Consider the following 24,416-nt stretch of genomic DNA (forward strand, 5'->3'; position numbering starts at 1 on the left):
ATCAGGCCGGGGGAGGGGACAGCCCCTTCACTCTTGAACTGCGCAGCAGCCACCGGCGTCTCTTTGGAGACGGAATCGATTATTCTCACCGAAACGGGGAACTGCAAGCGACATGCTCGTCCTGCCGCTTCTACTGACATTTCTCGGGGCGATCGCCATTCTGGTCTCCCGCCGCAACACCGGCGGGTTTTGCCAGGCCGTGGCCCTCGCGTTCAACCTGGCTGCTTTGGCGGTTCTTGGGTATCTGAGCCTGCAATGGAAGCAGGGAGCGGAGCCGACGTTCTTCGTGTCCTGGATGCCAGCAGTTGGCTTGGACTTTTCCCTCTGGCTGGACGGCCCAGCGCTTTTCTGGTCTTGGCTGGTTCTGGGTATCGGAGCGCTCGTACTCCTCTACTCCCGATTCTACATGGACCCGAACGATTCACCGTATCGATTCTACGCGTCGCTGATGATTTTCATGGGCGCAATGCTCGGTGTGGTCATCTCGCGGAATCTGCCTCTGATGTTCATCTTCTGGGAGATGACTTCGTTGTCGTCGTTCCTGCTGATCGGTCATTGGCACAAGAAACCCGAAGCGATCAAGGGGGCGAAGAGGGCATTCGTGCTGACTGGTCTGGGAGGGCTCAGCCTGATGGCTGGGATCGCCGTTCTTGGTGTGATCGCCAAGGACGCTCCTGTTCCTTTCGCCCTCGAGTGGGATCAAGTCTGGAGCAACACCGAGTTCATCACGCAGCATCGCCTTGCTCCGTTGGCGCTGATCCTGATGCTGCTGGGAGCTCTGACGAAGAGCGCTCAGTTCCCGTTTCACTTCTGGCTGCCCGGAGCCATGGAAGCGCCAACGCCGGTCTCGGCCTATCTTCATGCCGCGACCATGGTGAAGGCTGGCATCTATCTGATGGGGCGTCTCTATCCGACGTTCAACGGTTCGCTGTTGTGGCTTCTGGTACTTGGAGGTGTCGGCGTTATTACGATGCTCCTCGGAGGGATCCTGGCCGTCGTCAGTCATGACATCAAGAAGCTCCTGGCGTGGTCGACGGTCAGCCAGCTCGGTCTCTTGACGGCTTACTACGGATTTGGTTACGGCAAGGTTGGAGGGGAAGAGCTCCTTACGCTCGATCTTCTGCTGATTGCAAGCCACGCCCTCTTTAAGGGCGGACTGTTTATGCTGTGCGGCGTTGTGGATCATGCGGCTCACACGCGTGACTGGAGAAAGCTCGGCGGGCTTTTCAAGAAGATGCCAGTCACGGGCACGCTCACCCTGCTGGGTGCGCTCAGTATGGCGGGGATGCCGTTTACGCTGGGGTTTGTTGCCAAGAAGCTGTTCCTGGATGCGGGCATGAAAGTCTCTGCACCGCATGCCCTCATCGAGGACGTTCTCCTTTGGATCGCCATCATCGCCAGTGTCTTCACCGTGGCTTACTGCATGCGCCTGTTCATCAATCCGTTCCTGGGCAGGCCACGCGATGCGAATATTCACTCGCACGTTCACGAGGGCGGCATCGGAGTCTTGCTATCCCCTCTGGTCCTCGTGGGACTGTGTTTCCTTGGGGGGATCTATGTACCACTGATTGAGAAACCGATTTCGCTTCTCGTCAACCGCGCCGCTTTCGAGGATAGTACGAAGTACACGGTTGGGTTCTTTGCGAAGGCCGATTTCCTCTTCTGGGTAAGTCTTGCGATGTTCTTCATCGGCGGACCGCTGGTCTATCTATTGGCCGGCCGGATGGAACGGTTGCTTTCGCGTGGTCCTTCTCCCGGGCTGATCCTGAGGGGATTCGATGGGCTGTTCAATGTTGCCATTCCCAACCTGGCGGCTAAATCGACAAAGCTCGTTCAGTCGCCCTCGTTGTCGCGGAATGCGGCACTGACACTACTGGTCGGATTGGGATTTGTTGCCATACCGCTCTTTGGCGGTTTCCTCACCGGCGGCGCCATTAGCTGGGGAGCGTGGACGGGAAGTCATGCCGCGGCGGTCGTATTATCAGTGTTGATGATTGCAGGCGCAGCAGGTGTGCTGGTCGTTCGCGAACCCCTCTTCCGTATTTTGTCGCTCAGCATCGTGGGTTTGCTGATGACGGGATTCTTCCTCATCTATCGCGCGCCGGACCTGGCGATTACGCAGATTCTGGTCGAGCTGATTCTGCTTTTTATGTTCCTGCTATTGCTGAGGAGAATCCGTGGACTCAAGGGCGCGATGCCGCACCAGCGCGGAAGGAAGGCGTTTGTTGTTACAACTTCGATCGTATCCGGAGCCGTGATGGCGGCTCTCACGTTCGCGGCTTCACACAGCCCCGAGCGAGCGAAGCCGGTTCTGCCCGACAGTCCGACGCACGCCGAGTTTTACCTTGAGAATTCCAAGTATCCTGCGGAAGCGGGAGCGCACTCCGGCGGCGGCAACAATGTAGTCAACGTGATCCTGGTCGACTTCCGCGCGATGGATACGCTCGGCGAAGTCATAGTTCTTGCCGTTGCCGCATTCGGAGTTCTGGCCCTGTTCGGAACGCGGGGTCGACGCAAGGATGAGTTGGACGCCTCTGCGACCTATCCCGACCTGAATGAGCCCGCCGATCGTCTCAGGGGTGGTGGCCCACAGGCGCTGGCGGTGATGGCCAGATCGCTGGCAGTTCTGGCGCTGCTCTTCTCCGGGGTACTCTTCCTTGCTGGTCACAATGCTCCCGGTGGCGGGTTCATCGCTGGTTTGCTGGCAGCGATCGCGGTGATCCCGTTGATGATGTCGCTCCCAAGCAATGATCTGGATCGATACTGGGTCTTTAGAGACGCAACAAAGCTGATTCCCATCGGAATGCTCATCGCGTTTGCGACGGGAGTGGCGCCTTGGATCTTTGGCAAAGCCTTCCTGCGCAGCGCTCACACCTACATTGGCGTGCCACTGCTCGGTAAGTTCGAAGTCGCGAGCGCCATGGCGTTCGATTTGGGGGTTTTCCTCGTCGTTGTCGGCGTCACCCTCACGATCCTCAATACTTTCAGAAGGGCTTGAGAGAGGTTTGCATTCAAGATGATGGAACTCATTGCCGCTCTGACGGTTGGCATTCTGACGGCACTTGCTGTGGCCCTTTTCCTCAGGAAGAGCCTCTTCGATGTGGTGCTGGGCGCAGCGCTTCTCAGCCAGGCGGTGAACCTTCTGATCATTTCGATGAGTGGCTGGAAGCCGGGACTGAAACCGGCCGTCCTGAATTCGGAAAAGGTCGTCACGGATGCGGGACCCATATCCGCCGTCGACCCCTCCCTTTACGTAGATCCATTGCCCCAGGCACTGATCCTGACGGCGATTGTTATCGGGTTTGCGCTGCTCAGCTATCTCATGGGGTTGCTAGCCCGATCTGTGGAAGATGAACCCGATCTTGCTCTTGGCGAGCATGGCGAGGAGGCGGCCCGCTGAGATGATTGCTTTACTTCTCCCCATTCTCTTGCCGTTGACCGCTGGCGCCCTGGCGATGCTGGCGAGGAAATCTGCGAGCCTTCAGAGAGTGCTCGCCGGTCTCGCCATTCATGCGACGCTGCTTGTTGGAATCATGCTCGCGGTTGGGACTCGCGACGGGATCGTTCGCACCGTCGGTCTCGGAGGCTGGGAGGGGACTTTCGGGATCACACTGGCTTCCGATGCACTCGCCGGAATGATGCTCGTTCTGGCCGGTGTCACATTGGCCGTCACCTTCTGGTTCCTGGTTCTCGGGACTGAACCTCGAGACGAAGGCCGGGTCTTTTATCCTGCGCTTCTCATTCTGGCGGCTGGAGTGAACTGGTCGTTCCTGACGGCGGATCTCTTTAACCTGTTCGTGAGTTTCGAACTCATTCTCCTCTCCAGCTATGTGTTGCTGACCACGGGAAACGAAGGAACTCAGTTGCGCGAGAGCTTCAAATTCGTCGCTCTCAATCTCCTTGCGGGAACGCTCTTTCTGGCTGGAGCCGGATTGGTCCACGGGGCTTACGGGACGCTCAACTTTGCGGATCTCGCGACGAAGATTCGAGCAGCGGAGAACTCTCACCTGGCAATTGCACTGGGGTCGTTGTTTCTCGTCGTTTTTGGAATCAAGGCCGCGCTCTTTCCCGTCTTCTTCTGGCTGCCAGACTCTTATCCGAAAGCACCCACGGGAATTCTGCCATATTTTGCAGGGATTCTGACGAAGGTCGGCGTCTACTGCCTTTTCCGTTTCTTCAGTTTGCTCTACACGGATTCCATGGAAGGATGGTTCCAGAACGCTCTGCTTTTTATCGCGGGCGGAACGATGTTGATCGGCGTCTTCGGCGCACTGAGCCAATGGAGCTTCCGCCGCATTTTGAGCTTCCACATTATCAGCCAGATTGGATACATGATCTTCGGCCTGGCGCTGTTCACGTCCGGGGGATTCGCCGGCGGCCTCTTCTATATGGCACATCATATCGTGGTGAAGGCTTCACTCTTCCTGATTGCCGGTTGCGTGATCGTTCGGTTTGGAACGGACAGTCTGAAAGAGATTCGAGGACTGATCAGCAAGACGCCGGGCCTTGCGATCTTGTTCATCCTCGCAGCGTTCTCCCTGGCCGGCATTCCACCGCTATCCGGTTTTTACGGCAAGTACCTGCTGGTCGTGGAGGGCTTTAGCGAGAAGCACTACACGCTGACAATCGTCTCGATTCTGACGAGTGTGTTCACGCTGGCGAGTATGTTGAAGATCTGGACGAACTCCTTTTGGGGCGAAGAATCCGAGCCTGTGAAGACGGCGAATGCGACGCGCGCTCCGATCTGGGCCACGGTCGGGCTGGTGGGCGTCTCTGTCGGGATCGCGGTCTTCAGCGGGCCGATGATGGAGTTTGCCGAGTTCACAAGTGCGCAACTCCTCGATCCTTCTGCCTATGTTGCGGCATTGAGCGGTCCGGATGCCGTTCCTCTTCTCGAAGTCAGTCTGCACAGCCAGGAGGTCGCCCCATGAGTGCTTCCACAATGCGGGTATTGGCCCGCGCAATCGTTGCCGCGACGATCGCGGGCACTGCATTTGAATTCTCCATCGGGAGCGTTCTAGCGGCCTTCGTCGTTGTCACGCTTCTGACCAGCAAGCGGTTCTATCGTTGGATCGGCCCGAGGAACATTCGCGCGAAGATTCACTTCAGTTGGGATTTCATTGTGGACCTTGCGGTGAGTAACTTCGTCATGGCGTGGGATGTTCTGACGCCGGGAGACAAACACCAGGTCCGGATGATCCATGTGCCGATCGATGATCTGACAGCGGAGGAGATCGCCCTGCTCAATCATCGGATTACTCTGACGCCGGGGACCTTGGCCTGCGGCGTGAGCGAAGACGGGACGACCATGCTCGTGCACTTGATGTATCCGGGCGACAACGACTCGTCTCGGTTGCGGAAACCCATCGATATCCTGAAAGGAAACGTCTGAGGCATGTCCACTCTTGTGATGGGAATCTTGCTGGCAATCCTTGGGGTTTGCCTCGTTCTGCTAGTCGTTCGACTTCTCATGGGCCCAACGAATTGGGACCGCGTGACCAGCATCGAATCTCTCACGCTGGTTCTGTTGTGCGCAGCAGCAGTCTGGAGCGCCTTTACAGGGACGGAGTGGTTCTTTGACGCGATTGTCGTGCTCTCGCTTGTGGGTTTTCTTTCGACCGTTGCCCTCGCGCGCTACCTCGAGGACGGGAGACTGAGTGATGAGTGACCTTGTCGGCATTGGGATGATGGCCTTTGGGACGATCTTCGTTTTTGTCGGAAGTGTCGGTGTCGTTCGGTTCCAGGACGTCTATCTGCGGCTGCAGGCCGCGTCGAAGGCGCTGACGTTCGGCTTCTGCTTCCTCGTGTTGGGGGCGGCACTGAACTTGGACAGTACGACTGCGGTGATGAAGGCCCTCGTGGCCGTCAGCTTCCAATTCATGACGGCTCCGCTCGCGGCGCAAATGATCGCCCGCTCCGCGCTGCGCCGCGGCCATCACCCCCGGCTCCGGAGCAGCCTGGAGTCCGAACCAGCCCCAGGACCAGATCTCTGACGGCAGGGGGCAGAGGAGACTCTTTTCTTGTGCCGGACATCGGCCGGGGTGTCTTCTATGCATGTCGGTATTTCGAGGATAGCCGGCCATGGCACGGCTCGCTCGCATCCTCTGGCACGGGGGCGGCGCTTGCCTTCGGCGCCATTAGCGCGGGCGGTTATCGAAAGAGGAAGAATCTCCCGGCCAGATGGAACTGACGTTCGATGAGTAGAGTTTCTTGTCGCCGAAGGTCCGGAGAAAGAAAAGGGATGGAATGGTGGAATGGAGCAATGCTCTTTGGCATCTGGCTGTTCCGGGACTCGGGTTCTGGAACAGGTCAAAGAGTCTTGCCTTGCTGGTTGCTGGTCTGTGGTTGGTTGCCCACGCTACAGCCTATGTGGGCGGCATTCTCAGTGATGCAACCGCGGGACCATGCTTCATGTTGGTTCTTGTGCTCCTGTTGACCAAACCCCTTGCCATGTTGTTCGAAGTGAGAATACACGCTCGGCGAAAGGCTACTCCGCAGGATTCACTGCAGAAAACCGCGCGTTGTCTTGTAGTGAACTATTTCTTGCCATTTGGTGGGTTTATTCAGTACTTCCCGAGGAAACTCCTCGCCGCCTCCGGTTGGTTTGCGATTGTCGTGGTGACGGTAGGCACTGTTGAGCTAGCGACTGGATATTCGACATATGCAATAGTGCTGGCACTCCGCTGGATCAGCGTTCTACTCGCCCTGGCGATCTCAGCTGCCGGCTCCCGGCGCAATACTGTTGTTCCAGGGATTGCAGCGCTCCTAACAGGTAGCCTCTTTGCATTCTTCTACATATCGCCATTCTCGCCCATTGAGCTTGGAGTTGCTGTCGGTAGGAGCATGAACCCGTCAATCGAAATTGGAGACATCCTGATTGTTAAGAAGGTGCCTGCCGAGGAGCTCGAAGTCGGCCGCATCGCTGCCTTTCACAATGGGACGAACAATCACTACCCCATGGGATCTTGGGCAAAGAGGGTACGTGCAATGCCCGGTGACGAGCTCCTTTCGGATGGGATGTATCTGAAGGCTCCTCCCGGAACATTGATCGTGCTTGGGGACAATTCCGAAGCAAGCTGGGATAGCCGCTATTTCGGGCCGGTACCATTCCAGTTTGTCACTGGCTACGTGGTGGGAGTCATTCCGTCCCAATTGTGCTGGTTCACCCGGAATCGGACAATCGGGTCCCGCGGGTCAGTGGGTAATGGCACCTGAACGGGGGACAAGACGAGGACAAGATACTCCATTCTTGTGTCGGACATTGGCCGGGGTGTCTTCTATGCATGTCGGCACTTCGAGGATGGCCAACCATGGCACGGCCTGCTCGCATCGTTTCGCCCGAGGGCGGCACTTGCCTTCGGCGCCATTAACGCGGGCGGTTATCGAAAGAGGAGGAGTCTGCCGGCCAGATGGAGATGATGTTCGATGAATAGAGTATCCTGTTCCCGAATATCTTACCGCTGAAAAGCCAATTTCTCAGGAAGACAAATGGAAGCAATCAAGAAGGTAGCGATCGCTGTTTCAATTCTGTATCTTGCGATTCTTTACTTGGATCTCTTCAGAATGAACAAGCTTACGGTCGCAAATATCTCATGGATGCGGGATGTTCCTGATGATACGCTCATATATCGTTGGTTGGGACTAATGCCGGTTTGTTTAGGCATGCTCATGTCGTCTTTACTCTTAGCAAGCTGGGGGAAGAACCACACTGATATGCAAAGCGAGGTGAACGGCGGCACCGTCTCTTGGATGATGCATAGAATGCGGTTGATGAGGAGTATCCCCTTCTTTGCATCCACAGTACTAATATCATGGGTCTTGCTTTACTTCTATGTAACGCAGTTGGGTTACGATGTCATCGAACTGGTTTGTGTCGTAGTTATTACCCTTTTGTCCTTTGCTTGTCTGTTCGTCGGAGTACTAACCGTATCTCCATGGTTCTGGAGAATCCTGGCGACTTGCATGTGTCTTGTTTTGGTTCCGTCAACCTTCATTGCTATTGAGCATCCAATGAGTTCGCCGTTCCTCGAAACTGTGACGTTGTGGTGCATGGCGGGCGTATTCGGATGTTATGGCGCCATTCGGAATTTCCATCACAAAAGGAAGGGACTTGGACGTTACGTTCATAATGGATCATTACTTAGAGTGGCCCGTGAACCAATGCATTCATCTTGTTCGCCAAGAATCCAGAGAACTGTTGAGCGAATTGAGGCGGCGGTGAGCGGTTTCGATGCTGGAGAAGCCTCCCTAGACGAACTGGTGTGTGGGCTTGAATCAATCCTGAACGATCTCGAACCATCGGAACTCAAGAACGAACTCAATATGCGCTGGTGGGAACTCGAGGAGGTCAATGCATCGTTCCTATCAGGGCCCGACAGGGATGAGTTGGCCCCAGAGGAATCTGAGTTGCTGAATCGGAGCTTGTCGGCACTTCGGGATCTTTGCTATAGAATGAGACAGGTCGATTCCCGGCCAAGACGGGGACAGGCTACTCTCGTCTTGCCTCGGACATCGGCCGGGGTGTCTTCTATGCATGTAGGTATTTCGAGGATGGCCAACCATGGCACGGCTCGCTCGCATCCTCTGGCACGGGAGCGGCACTTGCCTTCGCCTTCACAAACGCCGGTGGAAATCGAAAGAGGAGGAGTCTCCCGGCGGGATGGAGATGACGCTCGATGAATGGAGTTTCTTGTCCCCGAATTTCCGAATTTCGCAGAGCGTGACCCGCGGTGGCGACACAATGATCCAGACAAACAATAAGATCCTCCGCATCCTGATCGTGACGACCATAAGCATCACGATTCTTCTTGGCGTGATCTGGCATTGGAACAATTCCCAGGTCACAGAAGAAGAGTCTCAAGTATTGGGCGATCTGTCCGACCTGATGAGGGAGAGAAGGGTCTCCGGATACAAGGAGTTCGGATATCTATTGCAAGAGTTTCAGTTGACCGGTCAATTGCCGAATAGAATTCCCGAGGAGCTTCTCACAGAGACTGTCTCCTACTCTGCTCTCACATCTGATACGTGTGTGCTTTGGTCCACATCGCTGTCGAACCGCCTGAAAGAGAAGCTGATTCGAGTACTGCGAACTCCCCCCGACGCAGCTGTTTCGGCAAAACGAGCGGGGGGAGTGATTGTCGCTCGCGTTGTCCCCTCGATTTCAGAACCGGGGTTCCTTCGAATTGTTGACATCTCAGCGCCGGAGGACCTGCTGTACTACAATGACGGACGCTACTTCTATGTCCCCCAGGAACAGGAGACCGTCGATCGCCACAGTGATTAGCGGAGCATCCTGATACTATCTGGAGCCCTCCTCGCAGCCCCGAGCCTTCCCCCGGGCGCCGGATTTACCTCGCAGTCCAGCGTCGGTTGGCATGTATGCTGTACACAGGCCGCGAATGGGACGCGGCAGCATGGCTTCAGAACGATCGTTTCCGTTGGTACGCCCCCAAAGGAAGTTACAGCCATCCATGCTGTGTTTTGCGAGCTTCGAGATATGAACCTCTTTCAAGTTGTTTATTGGGCGGTAAACATTGGAGTTGGACTCGCTATAGGCATAGGCGTAGGCAGCTTCTTGGGGTGGCGAATGGGTTGGATTGCGGGACTTGGCGCAATAATCGCAGCGGTCGCCGCCTGGTTGGCCCTTTCGAAAGCCATAGACTTCTATTACAAATTTCGTCCCCTTCGCCCCAGATGCAAGAATGGGTGTTGTCTACAGTCCGACTACGAGCTCGTTGACTGGGATGAACAGAACAGCACTTGGAAGTGCAAGTGTGGCGATACTTACGTCCAACGGAAGGACACGTTTTACTGCAAGAAAGATGGAGACACACTGTCCCCATTCAGAAAGAGGACTTGGTTCCATGGATGGCAACCGATGAATGCGGATGGAGACGCGGGACAGTCATAGCATACGATCATTCGGCGTGTCTCCCGCCCTGTACTCGCCCCAAGTGGAGTCCATCGTGATGACCGGCAACAAAGGATCGTGACGGTGCCTTGCACGCCTCGATCTTGGCCCAAGCAGAACACCCTGGCACGTCGAATGGCGCGACCAGCAATTGCGCTGTCGCTTTGGCAGAGGCGGCTCTCTCTAGTCACTCGCCACTAGCCACTCGTCACTTTCCCTACTGCGTAATCGGGTGGGAGCTCTCCAGTTGGTGGAAGTCGTCTTTCCGTGGGATGTGCATGTCGATGAAGGCTTGTTGTTCCTGCGTGGCCTGGATCATCTGGTCGATCATCTGGCGTTGGCGGTTCAGTTGTTCGACGTCTTTGTCCATGCTGGTGCTGACGGCTTCGCCGAAGTCGAGAAGGCGATCGCGGACGATTGTCAGGCTGCTCTTGAGGCTGAGGAAGTTCTGCTGGATGAGTTCGGTGAGGCGTTCGTCCTGGCGCTGCAGGTCGGCTTCGACGGCGCTGATCTGGACGGTCAGGTCGCTGTTTGACTGGCTGAGTTGCTGTTTCACGAGGGGCAGATCTCTCTCGATGACAGCCATGCGCTCGTCCATGTTCGAGAGACTGTCTTTGCGGGAGCGGTATTCGGCGAGTTCGGCAGCTGCAGCGCCGTAGTCGGTTTCCAGTTCCGCGATCCGTGCCTTGAGGGACGCGACTTCGCCCTTCGATGCGCAGCCGGTGAGCACTCCGACGAAGAGCAGCCCGATCAGAATCAAAGAGACTTTCCGCATGTTCGTTCTCCTTCTCTAGCGATTGGTAATTTCGAGTAATCCGGAATCCATGACATGAGATGGGCGCACGCACTGGCGCATGAAGATCGTTCCGCGGCGTGTGGGCGCGTCGGCATCTTCGAGGAGGATAAAGACCTTGTCGAGGTTGTATTCGACGACGGTGGTGTAGCGTGAGTCGGAGGTCGAGAGTTCGCCGAAGACGTTCGGGAAGAGGATCGCGCGAATCTCGTCCTGGTTTGCGGAGACGTAGAGGCCGTCTTCCTGGGCGTGGCGTCCGTTGAAGTCGATCTGATAAGCCATCCGGGCATCGCGATTCAGTCCAGTGAGTGAGCCGGACAGGATGAAGTAGCGCAGGTTGACGCGCTTGTCGGCGAGGAGGGCGCTCTTCTTGTTCAGACTGACTTCCAGGTCGCCCCGTCCCGGATCGAGGGAGTAGTCCGCCTCGTAGTACGTGTAGAAGATCGCGGTGCCGTCTCGGCGCGCGTTGCTGGCAGTCAGCAGGAAGTCGTAGAAGGCCTCGGGGACATCGATTTGGCGAGCGTCCTGCTCGTAGGCGACGCGTTCGAGTTTGAAGCCGCCGGGGAGTTTCGCGCGCGGGGCTTCGAGCTGAGCCATCGCATCGTTGTACTTCTGGCGAATCCCGGACGTGAGCTTGTCGTACTCGCCGAGCGACCATTCGGTTATCCAGTTTCCTTCGCCATCGAACTGTTTCGCCCGCTCGAGTGGTTGGAGTTCTTCCGGATCCTCGTTCGAGCGTTCCTGGACGCTGCGGCACACGAGGCGGATGTCGGGAATTGTCACTTCAACGTAGAGTGGCAGGACCATCTGATCGGGCGAACTGAGAATGTCGCTCAGCGGAATGTTAAGGTACTCCCGCACGTCGGGGGCGGGAACGATTGTCTGGCCGTTGACGGTGAAGATGTCTCCGACATCGTGGCCGGACAGCGTGCCGGCCAGGTAGCGATTTCTGGTCTCGGAAGCGGTGAGCGTCTCCGTGTCGTCGACGATGCGGAAGAGCGAATCCATGTAGCCGATTTTGATTTCCACTTCGGGGAACACGTACTCGGCGCGGGCGATCTGCTCGGAATCGATCCCATCGATTCCGACGGGAATCTTCACGGCCAGATCGGTCATAATTGCGTCGCCGAGAATCACGCGCGTTTCCCATGAACCCATCAGGCGTTTCTCGACGAGAGCCCTGGCGGCTTCGCGCCTCATGCGTTCCCATTGACGGACGGGCACGTTGCTTGGGCGGGCCGGGAATGCGAGGCCGGGTTCGGGCTCGGGAGTTGGTACCGGCGTCTCGGTCGGCTCGGGGGTCTCCGTCGGTTCCGGAACGGGCGTCGGGCGATCTGTCGGAGTGGGTTCCGGCGTCAGCGTCGGCATGGGCGTGGGCGACGGCTGGGGCGTTGGCTCCGGTGTGGGTTCGGGGGTGGGCTCGGGCGTTGGTGCTTCCGTGGGTGCGGGCGTCGGGGCAGGGGTCGCTTCCGGAGTCGGCGCGGGAGTCTGTTCCGGCGTGGGAGAGGGCTCGGGGGTCTTGAGCTTCTTCGGGATGGTGTCTTCGGAGAAGACGGACCGGCGCGGCGTGTAGCTGGGCGTCGGTGTCGGTGACACGGTGGGTTCGGGAGTGGGCTCGGGGGTCGCTGATGGCTCTGGCGTGGCCGTGGGCGTTGGCGTCGGAGGCGGATCCGCGACGATGGGTGGATTGGAGCCATCGGTCGTGAGCGAATCGACGAAGTCCATGACTTCGGTCCAGGCCGGTCCGCCGAGTTCGATCGCCGCTTTGCGGGTCGTCGGAATGGCAGCAATTACCGCGGCGGCAATCACGACGCTGGCGAGCGCCGCGAGGAGGTATTTCCAGATGACGCGGCGGCGCTTCAGTTTCTGGCGGCGGGTATCGGCGCGTCGGACGGCGGACTGGAGCCCCGATGCCGCGGTCAGCGTCGAATCTTCTGCTTCGAGATCAAAGAAATCGGCAAAGGGTTCGTCGCGCAGGCCTTCGAGGGCGTCCTCAATGTCGTTCACGATCCCGCTGGCGGCGCGGGGGCGATCTTCGGGCTCTTTCTCGAGCGTGCGACGGATGGCTTTGTCGAGCGCGTTCGGCCAGTGGGAATTCTGCTTTGCGATCGGGATGGGATCGCAGTTCTGGTGGTGATAAACAAAGCACTGCGGCGTTTCGCAGGGGTACGGGAGCTGGCCACAGAAGATCTGGTAGAGGGCGACGCCGAAGCTGTAGATGTCCGTCGCGGGGGTCAGGACTTCGCCGCGGATCTGCTCCGGCGAGGCGTAGGCTGGGCTGTAGGTGCGCGACCCGGGGTCGAGGCGCGTGCTGTCGCCGGTGCGATAGATGCCGGCGACAACGACTTTCGCGAGGCCGAAATCCATCAGCTTGGCGACGTGCTTGTCGTGAGTGACGAGAATATTCTGGGGCTTGATGTCGCGGTGGACGGCGCCCTTGCTGTGGGCGAGGTCGAGCGCCGCGGCCACGCCGTGCAGCAGGTCGAGGACCTGGCCGACGGAGAGAAGGCGTTTGTGCGTGATCAGGAAGGAATCGAGCGGCTCGCCCTCCACGTATTCCATGACGATGTAGGAGAGGGCCGCGCGAGATTCACTCAGCACGACATCGTAGACGTTCACGATGTTGTCGTGGCGCAGGTTGCTCATGGCGACCGCTTCGCGGTGGAAGCGATTGCGGAAAAGGACGTCGTGAGCGAGGTCCTCGCGGGGGACTTTGAGGGCGACGGTGCGGAAGAGGCGGGTGTCGTAGGCCATGTAGACATAGCCCATGCCGCCGGCACCGATCATCTTGCGGACCTGGTAGCGATCTTCGAGCGTCGTACCGAGCATGCGCTCTGGCGTGCCGGGGTATCCCCCGTCGCCAAGCGGATCCATCGGTTTGGTGACGTCGGAATCGTACGGCATCGTCAGTCCCCCTGAGCATTGCCCCGCCGGTCGGCCATACTGAATCCTCGCCGGTCGCTCGCAGTATCGTGGCGACATCGATCGACAGGCTCAGCACTGGCACGGTGGCTTCCCCAGTTGGGAGGCTAAGCTCCGCAATGGCAAGGGTTTTTCCTCGGTGGGTGGGCGGATGGGGCGCGCTTTCAGCGCTTGGTGGAGGGGGTGTCGGGGGTCCCAGGGCTCGCGCCCTGGGCTGGTATCGGACGGGGCGTTGCCCCTTTGGGGGGGCGTGGGTTTGTTGCCGACGGAGTGTCGATTACGAGGACGATGACGAGCACGAGCACGAAGGGCAGGGCCTGAGTTCTTGAGGTGACTTGGGCATCCCTGCCCAAGCGCCCGGGGTGGGGAGGCGTACTCGTACTCAGCGAAGCGGCACTCGGACTCGTTCTCGGCTGTCTTGTGGAGGATTGGGTACGCGGATTTCGTCGGGCGATGGCGGGTGTCTTGCCTGCCGGAAGCCGGCGCTCCCGGGGCATGGGGCATCAATTACGAGCACGAGCACGGGCAAGGTCACGATGGCAGGGCGTGCATTCTTGAGGTGACTTGGGCATCCCTGCCCAAGCGCCCGGGGTGATGTGGCGATCGAGTACGAGTTCGAGTACGTGTACGAGTTCGATGGGAGACGGGCAGGATCGCACGTTGGTTGCTGGACTCTTGGGCAAGGATGCCCAAGCCACTTCGAGGTCTTCTGATGGCATCCTCGGTCCCATCCGCCTTCGCCTTTCAAGCTACGGCGGACAAGGGCGGGAGATGCCATACTCCTTGCGGGCGGGGGCGGGGGTTTGGGATCAAGAGGGCACTTTGCCGCGGGCAGGGATGACTCTTGTCTACTTCAATCGCTAAATCCGGTTCTCAACGCATGGCCCCCGAAGCAGGGAGCGGGCGTGTGGCGTTGTCCCTGGCGACGAGGATTGCGCGTGGGCTGGCGATGGCGGCGATTCTGACGGTGTTCGGTCAGTTGATGCTGGGCGGGACGGTCGAGATCCGCATCCTGAACATCGTGGGGTTCCTCCTGGGGGTGATCAACCCGGTGTGGAGCCTGTACGCGCTGGCTTGTCTGGGCGGATTGTTCCTGCTGGATCCGGGCAAGGCGCATTGGCTGAGCCATCTGGAGGCGCTGGCGCTGGGGTCGCTGATGGGCGAGCTGCGGTTGCTGGGGCGGCCGGATGAGGAGTTGATGGCGGTGACGCCGGGCCAGGCGGATCAGCTCTCGCGTGCGCCGATGCAGAAGGCGGTGCAGATCAAGTGGGGTCTGTGGCCGGTTCTGCCGTTCTGTCTGGCTGCGTTGCTATTTGCCTCGGCGTTGCCGGGGATGTTGCTGGGTCTGTACAAGTACGTCCGCATGGGGCTGCCGGATTGGCCGCGGTACCTGGGGGCATGGATCGTCTGGGGGCCGGCGACACAGTACGAGTGGGCCTTCAAGGCGTTGTTCAATTGGACGACCGGGATGGGGTTGGCGGCGGTGGCCGCGCGGCGAGCGTCTCCGTTGCGGATCGCGCGGTTCATGAAGTTCGGCGGCATCGGGCTGGTGGCCTGGAGCCTTGTGGCGCTGTTGAACTGGGCGGGCGCGTTGCCGCTGGGCGAGTTGCGTGCGGCGAACCCCGATCCGTTGCAGGCGGGGCGTCTGCAGGGAACGGCCGGGCATCCGGGCTGGTTCGGCCAGTGGCTGGTGCTGTTCTGGCCGGGGATCGTTTTGTGGACGCAGGGCGCGGGGCCGCGCCGGCGAGCGATTATCCTGGGCGCGCTGGTGCCGGTGGCGTTGGCGCTTGTGCTGACGGCGGCGCGGGCGGCGTGGCTGGGCGCGGCGTTCGCCGGGTGCGTGGGTGCGTTGTTCATTTATCGCCAGCGCCCGGAGCTCTCGCGGCTTTTGTTCTACGGCCTGATTGCGATGGCGGTGCTATCGCTGGCGGGTGTCGGGTTGGGCGGCGATGTGCTGGTGCAGCGCCTGAAGCACCTGATGGCGTTGACGGATCGCGCGAATTATTATGCGAGCGGGTTAATTTTCCTGCGCGAGTATCCCCTCGGCGTCGGGTTGGGGATGCATTACATCACGTACGAGAATTGGTTCACGCCGTTCTTCCATAATTTCCAATGGGACCATGTGACGAGCCACAGTCTGCCGCTGCACACGTTGATCGAGAACGGGCCGGCGGTGTTGTTGCTGCTGCTGGGCGGGCTGGTCGGGCTGCTGTTGGAGCTTCGTCGCGCGTGGCCGCATTTCAGCCCGGGGCTGAAGGCGGTGGTCGTGGCGCTGTGGATGGGGCTCGGCGGGATTCTGATCGATGGTGTGGCGCAGTATGTTTTCTATCTGCGCGTGGTGGAGCTGACGATCTGGACGATGATCGGGTTCAGCCTGGGGATTTGTCGCAGTGAGGCGCGCGAGCCGGCGCTGGCGCAGCGCTCCTGGGGCGGGCCGGTGGCGTTGGTGCTGTGCGGCGCGATCGCCGTGTGGATGGCGACGGAGCGATTGAGTCGTCCGCTGATCGATCAGCCGTTCGATCATTGGGGTTTGATGGAGCCGGGCATGCAGGAGCCGGCGTATCAGCGTTGGATGGGCAAGACGCTGCGCGTGCCGATCGATCCGGATGCCAAGGAGATCGAGTTTTCCCTGTACCGCAAGTTCGCACCGACGTCGGTGACGATCCAGTGGCCGGACGGCGCGACGGAACGGTTTGAATTGGCAGAGGAAGGTTCACGGTCGGTTTCACACACGATGACGCCGGCGGATGACACGGGCGCGCTGGCGCCGAGGCGCTGGCTGCAGATCGATGTGGATTCGACGCACACGCCAAAGATCTGGCTGCCGGATTCCACAGACACGCGGCGGCTGGGTTTGTATATTTACGATTTCCGGATTGAGTGAGTGGGGGAGGTTTCTTCTCAGGCGACGCTGCGACGATGGATTCCTCAGCTCTCTCCTATCTGGTTTCGATCTGCTCGCCCTCTCTTTATGAATCTGTGGGCTCATTTCCATCCGCGCTTCTGACTTTGCCAGTGGGCCAGAGAGTTACCCAGGCGTGAAGAGTGCGTCTCCGAATCTCTATGCTTTGCACATCATCGCCGGCTTCCAAGGCGGCGGCCAGGGATCGCATCTCCACGAGGAACGGAATGTAAGGCTCGACTTCGGCCAGGCGCGTTCGCGAGAATCGTCTGTGGCATCGCCAGAGATAACGGCACACGAAGTATTCGGCGGCGAGGATTGCCAGGAGGAAGAGACCCCACCAGAGCGAGGTCGGGACGACGCGCATGTATTCTCGGGTGAAACCCACGAGGTCGAATTTCAGATTCGCTCGATATATGGCTGCCGAGATGCGTACGGCCAGGGGCACAAGGATGAAGAGGAGCACGGCGGCAAAGAGTATCTTCCCGCCCGTCTTCACCAGGCTTCCCGGTTGGGTTGTAGCCGGAGGGGGTGGCCGCCAGGGGCCTGGGAATCGGGATCGAAAACCGGCGCAGAGTTTCTTTCCATTCGCGCTGGCCATGCCCCCGAGGATCAGCAGAAACAGCAAAACGCACGGGGGAATCATTGCGACGGCGAACACGAAGCCGAGCAGGCTTCGTTCCGACTGATGCGCGTAAGAAGCCAAGATTATGGCCGCAATGCCGAAGTAGACAATGGCGACCCTGTACCAGTTGGAGAATGTTCCAAGAACTGTGTATTCCAAAATATCTTTGCTGGGAATCGATGTCAGCCAAAGGTCCCTGAGAAACTGATTCTGGAGATCCCGTCGGATGCTAAAGAAGTGATCGGGTGCAGACGAAAGCCCAGGGCGCTTCACGGGCGAATGGAACAGGATCTCGAGTGAGATGATCAGGACGATGCCGCAGCCGAGGATGTAGCTGGCATGCTGAACGTGCAGATGCCGGAGGGCAAAGCTGACGGCGCAAGCAGCGATTATTGCGGCCAGTACTCTTGCTACAATCCGGACGCGGCGGTGTTGGCGACGCAGTTGGGCGTGTCGAGATTGCAGGGCGGCGTAGTAGGCATTCTCCCGCAACGACTCAATCTCTGGAAAGAGCCAAAGAAGCCATCGCGGGAATTCGCGGAGATCGTTGAGGGGTTCTGAGCTCAATTCCGATCTCCCCTCGTGAAGAGGCTCAGAAGCCCGTGGTCTTTGCGCCATTGTCGTAGGAGTTGGCGTTGTTTTTTCTTCAGTGTCTTCCAGGTGTCGATGAATTCGGTTTTGAATTCCTGTTCGGTGAGGACTTCGCCTTCGGCAACGCGCTGGAGGATTGGGAGTGTGTGGGCAAACCAATTTGCGTAAGTCTCGATTGTGATGCGATGCACGGCGGAGTTCCTGCCGTGGAATCTCCAGAAGTACCAAGTTGCAACAATGGTCAGCAGGGCACAGAGGGAGATGGCCGCGATGGTGATCGTCTCGGCAGAAAATGGGAGATGCAGAGAAATGCCCGTTGGAAGCCAGAGCTCGGCGGCCGACATGAGCATGTAAATGATGAAGGGCATCGCAATGCCTGCGAGTGGGGCGTCGAAGGGATTGCCGTACTTCCGGGAGCGTATGCCAGTGCCTCGCGAACAAGTGCGGAGGATCAAGTTCCGAACACCATCTAGGCCAAGCATTCCTGTCGTTCGGCTGAAGAGCGGAGCCATGGCAAGGAGGAACGGCGAGATGCCCAGCCAGTAGATTCCAGACAGGGGATTCTCTGTGCCGAACTCGAACAGGGAAATCGCTACAAAGAAGGCAGTTGTGATCGTGACGGCATAGAAGCCGGGTTTGAGGAACTGCTCGTGCGTGACGAGGGCCAGCTCAGAGGCGTCCTCGGCAATTGGGAGGGAGGGATGTTTCTTCGCGCGGACAAGAAGAATATCCAGCGGGAACGCAGGGACGGCGCAGTAGGTCTTGTGGATTGCGCTGCCGAGGATCATACCGAGCGCGATGGCAATGATGCTCATGACAAGGAACAGAGCCGGGGACAAGGGCCCCATCTGAACGCGAAGCTCTCGCATTGCAATTCCCCAGACAACAAAGCCGATAGAGGACAGCTTGATCAGGATACGAGAGCGGCGTGTCTTCATGCGGGACAGGCAGACTTCTTCGAACAGACGGCTTGTTGCGAGCGGTTCGAGCTCTGGAAAGAGCCAGAGCCACAAGCGCGGGAATTCGCGGAGGTCAGATCTCATCAAACTCCTCCTCACCGTCCCTCCGCTGGCGGGGGATTTCGCAGTTGTGTTCTTCGTCCCAATCGATGTCCGGGTCCCATCGCGAGTTCTTGGCGACGCAGATTAGTTTCTGGAAGTGTTCGGTCATAACATCGTCGCCGGATAGGGCGGATGCGCAGAGTGCACGCGCTCTGTCCACATGTGGAGTGTAGATGTCGACCAGTTCGAGGCAGTAGTCGACTCCGCCTGAAAAGACTCTCCAAAGCTTGCGAAGGATCAAGAATTCCAACAGTAGCGCCAATCCTGCCACCACGATTTGCCAGAACCAATCAGGGACCAGGATGAGGATTGGAACGGATCTCTCGACCGCCCAGACAAAGCACCACGCTACGCCTCCGAAAGCGGCGAAGATCATCCCGATCAGGACAAGTGCTGCCAGGCAACCGAGGGGAAGCATTCGTAGCTCTCTGATTTCAGAGCGCACACGTTCCGCATGTGCCTTCTCGATTTGTGGGATCAATCTTGGATGTTCGTACTGGCCGTGGAGATGATTGAGTACTGCGAGCGCGGCATTGAACGACTTCCTCCGGACGACAACAGGCAGGCCGATAACTTCGATGGGGACAAGGGCGGCGAACAGGCATTTCAGAAAGAACGGATGGCTGGAAAAGATCCCCCAGAGGATGAGTGAGCCAATAACGACCGCCACGATGTATTCTCTGTAGTATTTCGAGCGGCGGTACTCCACGCAGGCTGCGGCGAGAATCAACTCATCGCTTGGGATGGGCGCCAGGTGCAGATCCAGGTAGTATTGCGCATACGTCTTGTTGCCGCTGAAGACGCTGAGGATGGACGCAGGAACACCACGACGGATCGATGGAATCTGATTCCCGGAATAGTAGAGTATGGCGGAGAACCCGAGCAGGATGATCAGGCCGCGGGATCCGAAGCTGAACCAGATCGCGCCTGCCGTTCGATAGAGAACGTAGGCAAGGGCCACCGTGATGAGAAGATTGACGGTGATTCTTATCGGGCCGGGCATTCGGCTGCGCAGTTGTCGGCGGCGTGCCTCGAACGCCCCGTAGACGCCGTTGTTTCGCAGGAGCTCAATCTCGGGGAAGAGCCAGCGAATCAGACGTGGGAATTCGCGGAGATCGTTGAGGGGTTCGGTGTTCATTGTCTCGACTTGCCGGATCGGTTGCGTTTGTTGTGGCGTTTGGTTCTTTGCGTTTCCTTCCAGGTGTCGAGGATTTCGGTTTGGTATTCCGCTTCGTCGATCGGATCTCCAGCGAGGGCTCGAGTCATAATCGGCATGGCGTGCGCATACCATTGTTCGTAGATATGCATCTGATCGGGGACGTTTTGGGTTTCGCTGCGGTGACGGCGCCATCCCCATCGGCAGAAGTATGCGATCGCGAGAAGGCATGCGCCGAAGGCTGCGATAGAGATAGGAAGCCGCATGGCGTCGGGAATGAAGAGGGCGGGTAAATCTGCCAGCAGGAGAAGCTCGGCCAACTCGACCACAGTGAATGCCCCGAGCGCAGTTATCAGCGATGCCACCAGGCAGTAGGCGGCTCCGATGTCTTTCCCAACGGTTCTTGGACTCTGGCGGCCTGCCAGCTCGGCGATGCGGTTTGCCATCATGATCGCAACGCCTTCGACGACCGTGAGTGTTGCGCGTCGTGCGACCGACGGAGCGATGGTCATCATGAATGGAATCATCGCAATCCAGACAGACCCTACGCCGGTCGTCGGAAGGACAAAGAGGAACATGATCGGTATCGTCGACATGATGGCAAGTGTCCCAACCAGAAGTCCGAACTGACTCGGCAGAAAGTCGGCATAGAGGGACATCACGAGTTCCGAGGCAGAGTAGGGGACGGTTAACATCTCTTCGGCGGGTTTCCGGAATCGATTTCGGGCGAGGCAGATTGCGATTGTGCGCCGCGGAAGACCGATTGTTGCGCGCCACAAGAAGAAACCTTCGATTCCTCCCCCAAGGAGAACAATGGCGACTATGCCTCCGATTTGCGACCAGGAAGGTGATGGGTTTCCGATGAGGATTCGAAGCAGGAAAACGGCCATCGCTGTGGAAACGGCAATTACGACAACCCAAGTGACGGTCATGCGGCGTTTCGTTTGTAAGCGCCGGACCCGGAGCGCGGCGTAGAGCCCGTTGTTCTCGAGCATCTCCAGTTCGGGGAACAGGCGCCGCCACCATCGTGGAAATTCGCGGAGGTCGTTGAGGGGATCGGTGGCGTTGTTCGGCGTGGCGTTCATTGTTCTACTTCCTGCTGCTCGCTCTTTTCCTGTGTGTCCTCGTACTTCTTTTTGAGTTCTTCCCACGGTTCTTTGACGAGGCGCTTGTGTTCTTCGAACGATAGTTCGTCGCCGGATATGGAGTGCACGTGGAATACAAAGACTTGGCTGAGCCATTCGGACAGGCGGTCGAGGTCCAGGAGGTACTTCTCGTGCAATTTCTTTGATGTGCGATAGAACACCAGACCGTTGAGAAGAGACAAGGCCACGGCGGCGAGGATTGTGCAGGACGCTTGAACGGCAGGGGGAAGTTGCGTGAAGGTGTTCCACACGGCGTGCAGCCAGCTCTGGGTCGCCGGGCGTTCGAAGACGAGGGCGAGCGCAATCAACAGAGCGAATGGAATAGCAAGGGCGACCAGCAATTTGAGGGTCTCCTTCCGATCCTCAGGTTTGCCGGGTTCCAAGATTTTCCGGGCAGGATCGGCTTCGGGCGCCACCAGGAATTTCGTTTCGACGGATTGCAGGAGGAGTTTCTGAGTGATTCGAATGCTCATCAGTATCCCCAGCGGCACGGTGGGTACGTAGGACAGTGTGAGGGCGACCAGGAAGACTTCGCCTTTCGAGTCTGCAACGAGCGCGAAGATCAGAACGATTCCTGCGACGGCACAGCATCGGGCTATCCACGCGGGCCAGCGGCGCAGGGGTTCGAGGGAGACAGCAGCGAGAAACTCGCGCCCCGTGGCGGGGGTTAGCAAAACGTCGAGCAATTGCTCTTCCGTTCCTCCCTTTCGGAGAAACAGATCTTTGCAGGTTTCAGGCACATCTGTCGGGTGTTTCCTGCGGCCGAGGTTTCCGATACCGAAAATCGAAAGGAGGAGAATCAGCGTGCCGAGGAAAGCGGCCATGATCAGAATTTCACCGAACGGATCAGGCAATCGGAAGTAGACGACCACCAGCAGGCAGGCGAAGACGCCTCCGGCGAGAAGGAAAGGTTTCCGAACGCGATGTCGGCTCTGGAGCTGTTCGCGACGGACTCGGAAGGCAGCATAGAGGCCATTGTTCTCGAGCATTTTCAGTTCGGGGAACAGGCGGCGCCACCAGCGGGGAATATGCGACAGGTCGTTGAGGGGTTTTGGGGTCATCGCTGTACACGCGCCTTCTCGTGCGTTGGGGGAGCGGGTGGTTGGTTAGTCCCGTAGGGGCCGAGATTCCACCAGGCGCGCAGGATTTCGGATTGGAACTCGGAATCGGGGATGTCATCGCCTGCGACGCATCGTCCGAGAATGGGGAGGGCACGGTTGAACCAGAGTTCGTACTTCTGGATTGTGGACCTGCGGGCTTCGTCGCGATTTCGTCGAGCGAGAAGGGTTAAGCAGACGATTAGCGTAGATAGAACGAGACCTATCGCTATTGAGAGGGTGTACCGCAAAAGAACTGAGTGGCCGTTCCACCATTCCACCAAGGGGTGCAGGAGTGGCGATTCATCGAGGAGGAACCCGACACCTCCAACCCCGCATGGTACGGCAATACCAATCGGGATAATAAGCAATAGCGGGAGTACTATTCGTGGGAGGTTCTCGGCTTGGGCGCGCAAGCCTTCGGCAGGGCGCCCGGATATCCGACAGGCAGACTGAAGGACGGCATCGCGAAACCCCCGTAGTTGCACGATTGACCGGGAGCGGACCAAAACGTAGTCACCAAAGATGGAAGCGACCGACAATCCTATCCCTATGCCAATCGGCAGTGGTTTCGGTCCGAAGAACTTAGCCAATAGTGCGGCTGGAAGAATCAAGGAGAGGGCGGAAAGGAAGACGAGATTCTTCCAGTCGGCGAGGTGATCAAGAGCGACGATACCGACGATGTCGCGTCCGTTCACGGGGGTCTGCCAAAGATCCAGGAAGGCTTGATCCTTGAGGCCGCCAGACGGGAAGACCTCCAGGAAACTGCACGGGATGCCAGACTTCCTGGTGAACTTGCCCCGAATAACAGCGAGGGATACGAATAGCAGGACGGAGATCATCATGGCCACTACCAGCCATCCATTTCCCGTCACTTCCCAAAGCAGGTACAGGACAATTGAGACCACGGCGAATGTGATGGCGCTCGCGCGCTGCGATATGATGTTGCGGCGCAGGCGCGGTGTGTTTTCTCGCCGCGATTGGAAGGCAGCGTAGAGGCCGTTGTTTTCGAGCATTTCCAATTCAGGAAACAGGCGGCGCCACCAGTGCGGGATGTGCGACAGGTCGTTGAGGGGTTTGGGGTTCATCGCTGTTCGCGCGCTTTCTCGCGCAGGTAAGCACGTTCGTGGCGGCCGTAATCGTCGCGCATTTTCTCCCACGATTTCAGGATGGCCGTTTCGAGTTCTTCGGCGGTGACGACGTCGTTGGTCAGCGTTCGCGCGAGCACCGGCAGGGCGTCGTCCAGCCAGCGTCCGATGTAGGTGAAGAGGAACTCGCGTTTGTGCTGCGCCCGTCGATGATGAGACCAGAGGGCGATGACGAAGCCCTGGCCGATCAGCAGGGGGATGAGAACGCCCACGACGGCGCCGGCGCTCTCGGGCATGGCTTCGGCGAGGAATGTCCCGAGTCCGATTCCACGCCACAGAAAGTAGGAGCCAATCACGGCCAACACGTAAAGAACGATGATCGTCACGCCGACCGAGAAGATGGTTCGGAGGCCTTCGTTGAGTTGCTTCTTGAAGTAGGCGCCGCGTTCGCGTGCGGCGCCGAAGGTTGCGGCGACGACCATGCGGCGGAAGTGCTTGAGGAAGAAGTTCGCGACAAGCCGCAATGCGATCGGAAATGCAACGGCGATCAGCATCACGTAGGTGAGTGCCCAGGCGACTCCGACGGGATTGAATTGCGAGGCGTACCCGATCCCGAGTGCCGGCAGGACCGCGAGCGCGAACCAGACGGTGGCGAGCGCGTGCCAGTAGAGGAGAAAGCCGCAGCCGACGGATTCGGCGATATCGCGGCGCGCGATGGGGATCTGCCACAGATCGAGAAACGCGGATTGGCGGACGCGTCCATTGAAGAAGACCTGCCGATAGGAGGCGGGCATTCCCATGGATTCGATGAAGCGGTTCTGAACGGCTTGCGCGGCGATGTAGACGACCCACGGGATCCATCCGCCCAGTGCGAGGAGAAGCCCCGGTCGGGTCGACATGATCAGCGCCGGGATGGCGACTGTCATCAGCGTGACAACGCTGAGAAGGAGGAGGACGCGGAAGGTGCGTTTCCAAAGCGGGATCGATTTGCGACGGACTTCGAAGGCGGCGTAGACGGCGTTGTATTGCAGTTCGTTGAGTTCGGGGAACAGCCATCTCCACCATCGCGGAATGTGCGACAGGTCGGCGATCGGAAGTCTGGGTTGTTGATAGGCCGACATGGTTT

At 58.6% G+C, this 24,416-nt stretch carries 19 protein-coding genes; 10 read left to right on the top strand and 9 right to left on the bottom strand.

The annotated features are described in order from the left end of the window. The first annotated feature begins 112 nt into the window (after window positions 1–112). From KQI84_08210 to KQI84_08250, 9 genes are all read left to right on the top strand, one after another. Window positions 113–2,998 carry a DUF4040 domain-containing protein gene (locus KQI84_08210; protein MCB2154857.1) on the top strand — a complete coding sequence of 962 codons (2,886 nt, stop codon included), beginning with the start codon at window positions 113–115 and terminating at the stop codon, window positions 2,996–2,998. A gap of 21 nt (window positions 2,999–3,019) precedes the next feature. After that, a complete protein-coding gene (locus KQI84_08215) occupies window positions 3,020–3,400 on the top strand; it encodes an NADH-quinone oxidoreductase subunit K (protein ID MCB2154858.1) in 381 nt (126 codons plus the stop codon). A gap of 1 nt (window position 3,401) precedes the next feature. Beyond that, entirely contained in the window at window positions 3,402–4,931 is a 1,530-nt protein-coding gene (locus tag KQI84_08220; GenBank protein ID MCB2154859.1) for a Na+/H+ antiporter subunit D, read from the top strand. Next, the gene (locus KQI84_08225; GenBank protein MCB2154860.1) at window positions 4,928–5,392 is read left to right on the top strand and encodes a Na+/H+ antiporter subunit E; all 465 of its coding nucleotides are present in this window, start codon (window positions 4,928–4,930) and stop codon (window positions 5,390–5,392) included. Before KQI84_08220 ends, KQI84_08225 begins: the two co-directional genes overlap by 4 nt. A 3-nt stretch (window positions 5,393–5,395) precedes the next feature. Further along, window positions 5,396–5,668: a cation:proton antiporter gene (locus tag KQI84_08230; protein MCB2154861.1), complete on the top strand. Its 273-nt coding sequence runs from the start codon at window positions 5,396–5,398 to the stop codon at window positions 5,666–5,668. Next, window positions 5,661–5,993, top strand: coding sequence for a monovalent cation/H(+) antiporter subunit G (gene mnhG / locus KQI84_08235; protein MCB2154862.1), 333 nt, complete (start codon window positions 5,661–5,663; stop codon window positions 5,991–5,993). The genes KQI84_08230 and mnhG overlap by 8 nt, the downstream gene beginning before the upstream one ends. 217 nt (window positions 5,994–6,210) lie before the next feature. Further along, the gene (locus KQI84_08240) at window positions 6,211–7,215 is read left to right on the top strand and encodes a S26 family signal peptidase (GenBank protein MCB2154863.1); all 1,005 of its coding nucleotides are present in this window, start codon (window positions 6,211–6,213) and stop codon (window positions 7,213–7,215) included. A 273-nt stretch (window positions 7,216–7,488) separates the two neighbouring features. Continuing rightward, complete coding sequence (locus tag KQI84_08245; GenBank protein MCB2154864.1) at window positions 7,489–8,679, top strand: hypothetical protein; 1,191 nt, start codon at window positions 7,489–7,491, stop codon at window positions 8,677–8,679. Then, entirely contained in the window at window positions 8,660–9,283 is a 624-nt protein-coding gene (locus KQI84_08250) for a hypothetical protein (GenBank protein ID MCB2154865.1), read from the top strand. Before KQI84_08245 ends, KQI84_08250 begins: the two co-directional genes overlap by 20 nt. An 844-nt stretch (window positions 9,284–10,127) precedes the next feature. Here the strand turns inward: KQI84_08250 and KQI84_08255 are convergent. Further along, window positions 10,128–10,685, bottom strand: a complete 558-nt coding sequence (locus KQI84_08255) for a hypothetical protein (protein ID MCB2154866.1) — start codon at window positions 10,683–10,685, stop codon at window positions 10,128–10,130. A gap of 15 nt (window positions 10,686–10,700) precedes the next feature. Further along, window positions 10,701–13,607, bottom strand: coding sequence for a protein kinase (locus KQI84_08260; GenBank protein MCB2154867.1), 2,907 nt, complete (start codon window positions 13,605–13,607; stop codon window positions 10,701–10,703). A gap of 925 nt (window positions 13,608–14,532) precedes the next feature. Between KQI84_08260 and KQI84_08265 the strand changes: the two genes are divergently transcribed. Continuing rightward, a complete protein-coding gene (locus tag KQI84_08265; protein MCB2154868.1) occupies window positions 14,533–16,509 on the top strand; it encodes a hypothetical protein in 1,977 nt (658 codons plus the stop codon). 85 nt (window positions 16,510–16,594) lie between these two features. Here KQI84_08265 and KQI84_08270 read toward each other — a convergent pair whose 3' ends face one another. Genes KQI84_08270 through KQI84_08300 form a run of 7 tightly spaced genes read right to left on the bottom strand, consistent with a single transcriptional unit; the run spans window position 16,595 to window position 24,411 of the window. Further along, the gene (locus tag KQI84_08270) at window positions 16,595–17,719 is read right to left on the bottom strand and encodes a hypothetical protein (protein ID MCB2154869.1); all 1,125 of its coding nucleotides are present in this window, start codon (window positions 17,717–17,719) and stop codon (window positions 16,595–16,597) included. Continuing rightward, window positions 17,716–18,786: a hypothetical protein gene (locus KQI84_08275; protein ID MCB2154870.1), complete on the bottom strand. Its 1,071-nt coding sequence runs from the start codon at window positions 18,784–18,786 to the stop codon at window positions 17,716–17,718. Before KQI84_08275 ends, KQI84_08270 begins: the two co-directional genes overlap by 4 nt. Continuing rightward, window positions 18,776–19,942: a hypothetical protein gene (locus KQI84_08280; GenBank protein MCB2154871.1), complete on the bottom strand. Its 1,167-nt coding sequence runs from the start codon at window positions 19,940–19,942 to the stop codon at window positions 18,776–18,778. Before KQI84_08280 ends, KQI84_08275 begins: the two co-directional genes overlap by 11 nt. After that, a complete protein-coding gene (locus KQI84_08285; protein ID MCB2154872.1) occupies window positions 19,939–21,045 on the bottom strand; it encodes a hypothetical protein in 1,107 nt (368 codons plus the stop codon). Before KQI84_08285 ends, KQI84_08280 begins: the two co-directional genes overlap by 4 nt. Next, window positions 21,042–22,166, bottom strand: a complete 1,125-nt coding sequence (locus KQI84_08290; GenBank protein MCB2154873.1) for a hypothetical protein — start codon at window positions 22,164–22,166, stop codon at window positions 21,042–21,044. Before KQI84_08290 ends, KQI84_08285 begins: the two co-directional genes overlap by 4 nt. Further along, the gene (locus KQI84_08295; GenBank protein MCB2154874.1) at window positions 22,163–23,290 is read right to left on the bottom strand and encodes a hypothetical protein; all 1,128 of its coding nucleotides are present in this window, start codon (window positions 23,288–23,290) and stop codon (window positions 22,163–22,165) included. Before KQI84_08295 ends, KQI84_08290 begins: the two co-directional genes overlap by 4 nt. Further along, window positions 23,287–24,411, bottom strand: a complete 1,125-nt coding sequence (locus KQI84_08300; protein ID MCB2154875.1) for a hypothetical protein — start codon at window positions 24,409–24,411, stop codon at window positions 23,287–23,289. Before KQI84_08300 ends, KQI84_08295 begins: the two co-directional genes overlap by 4 nt. Between the last annotated feature and the right edge of the window lie 5 nt (window positions 24,412–24,416).

The organism is bacterium (genome assembly GCA_020444065.1).
GTDB lineage: Bacteria > Sumerlaeota > Sumerlaeia > SLMS01 > JAHLLQ01 > JAHLLQ01.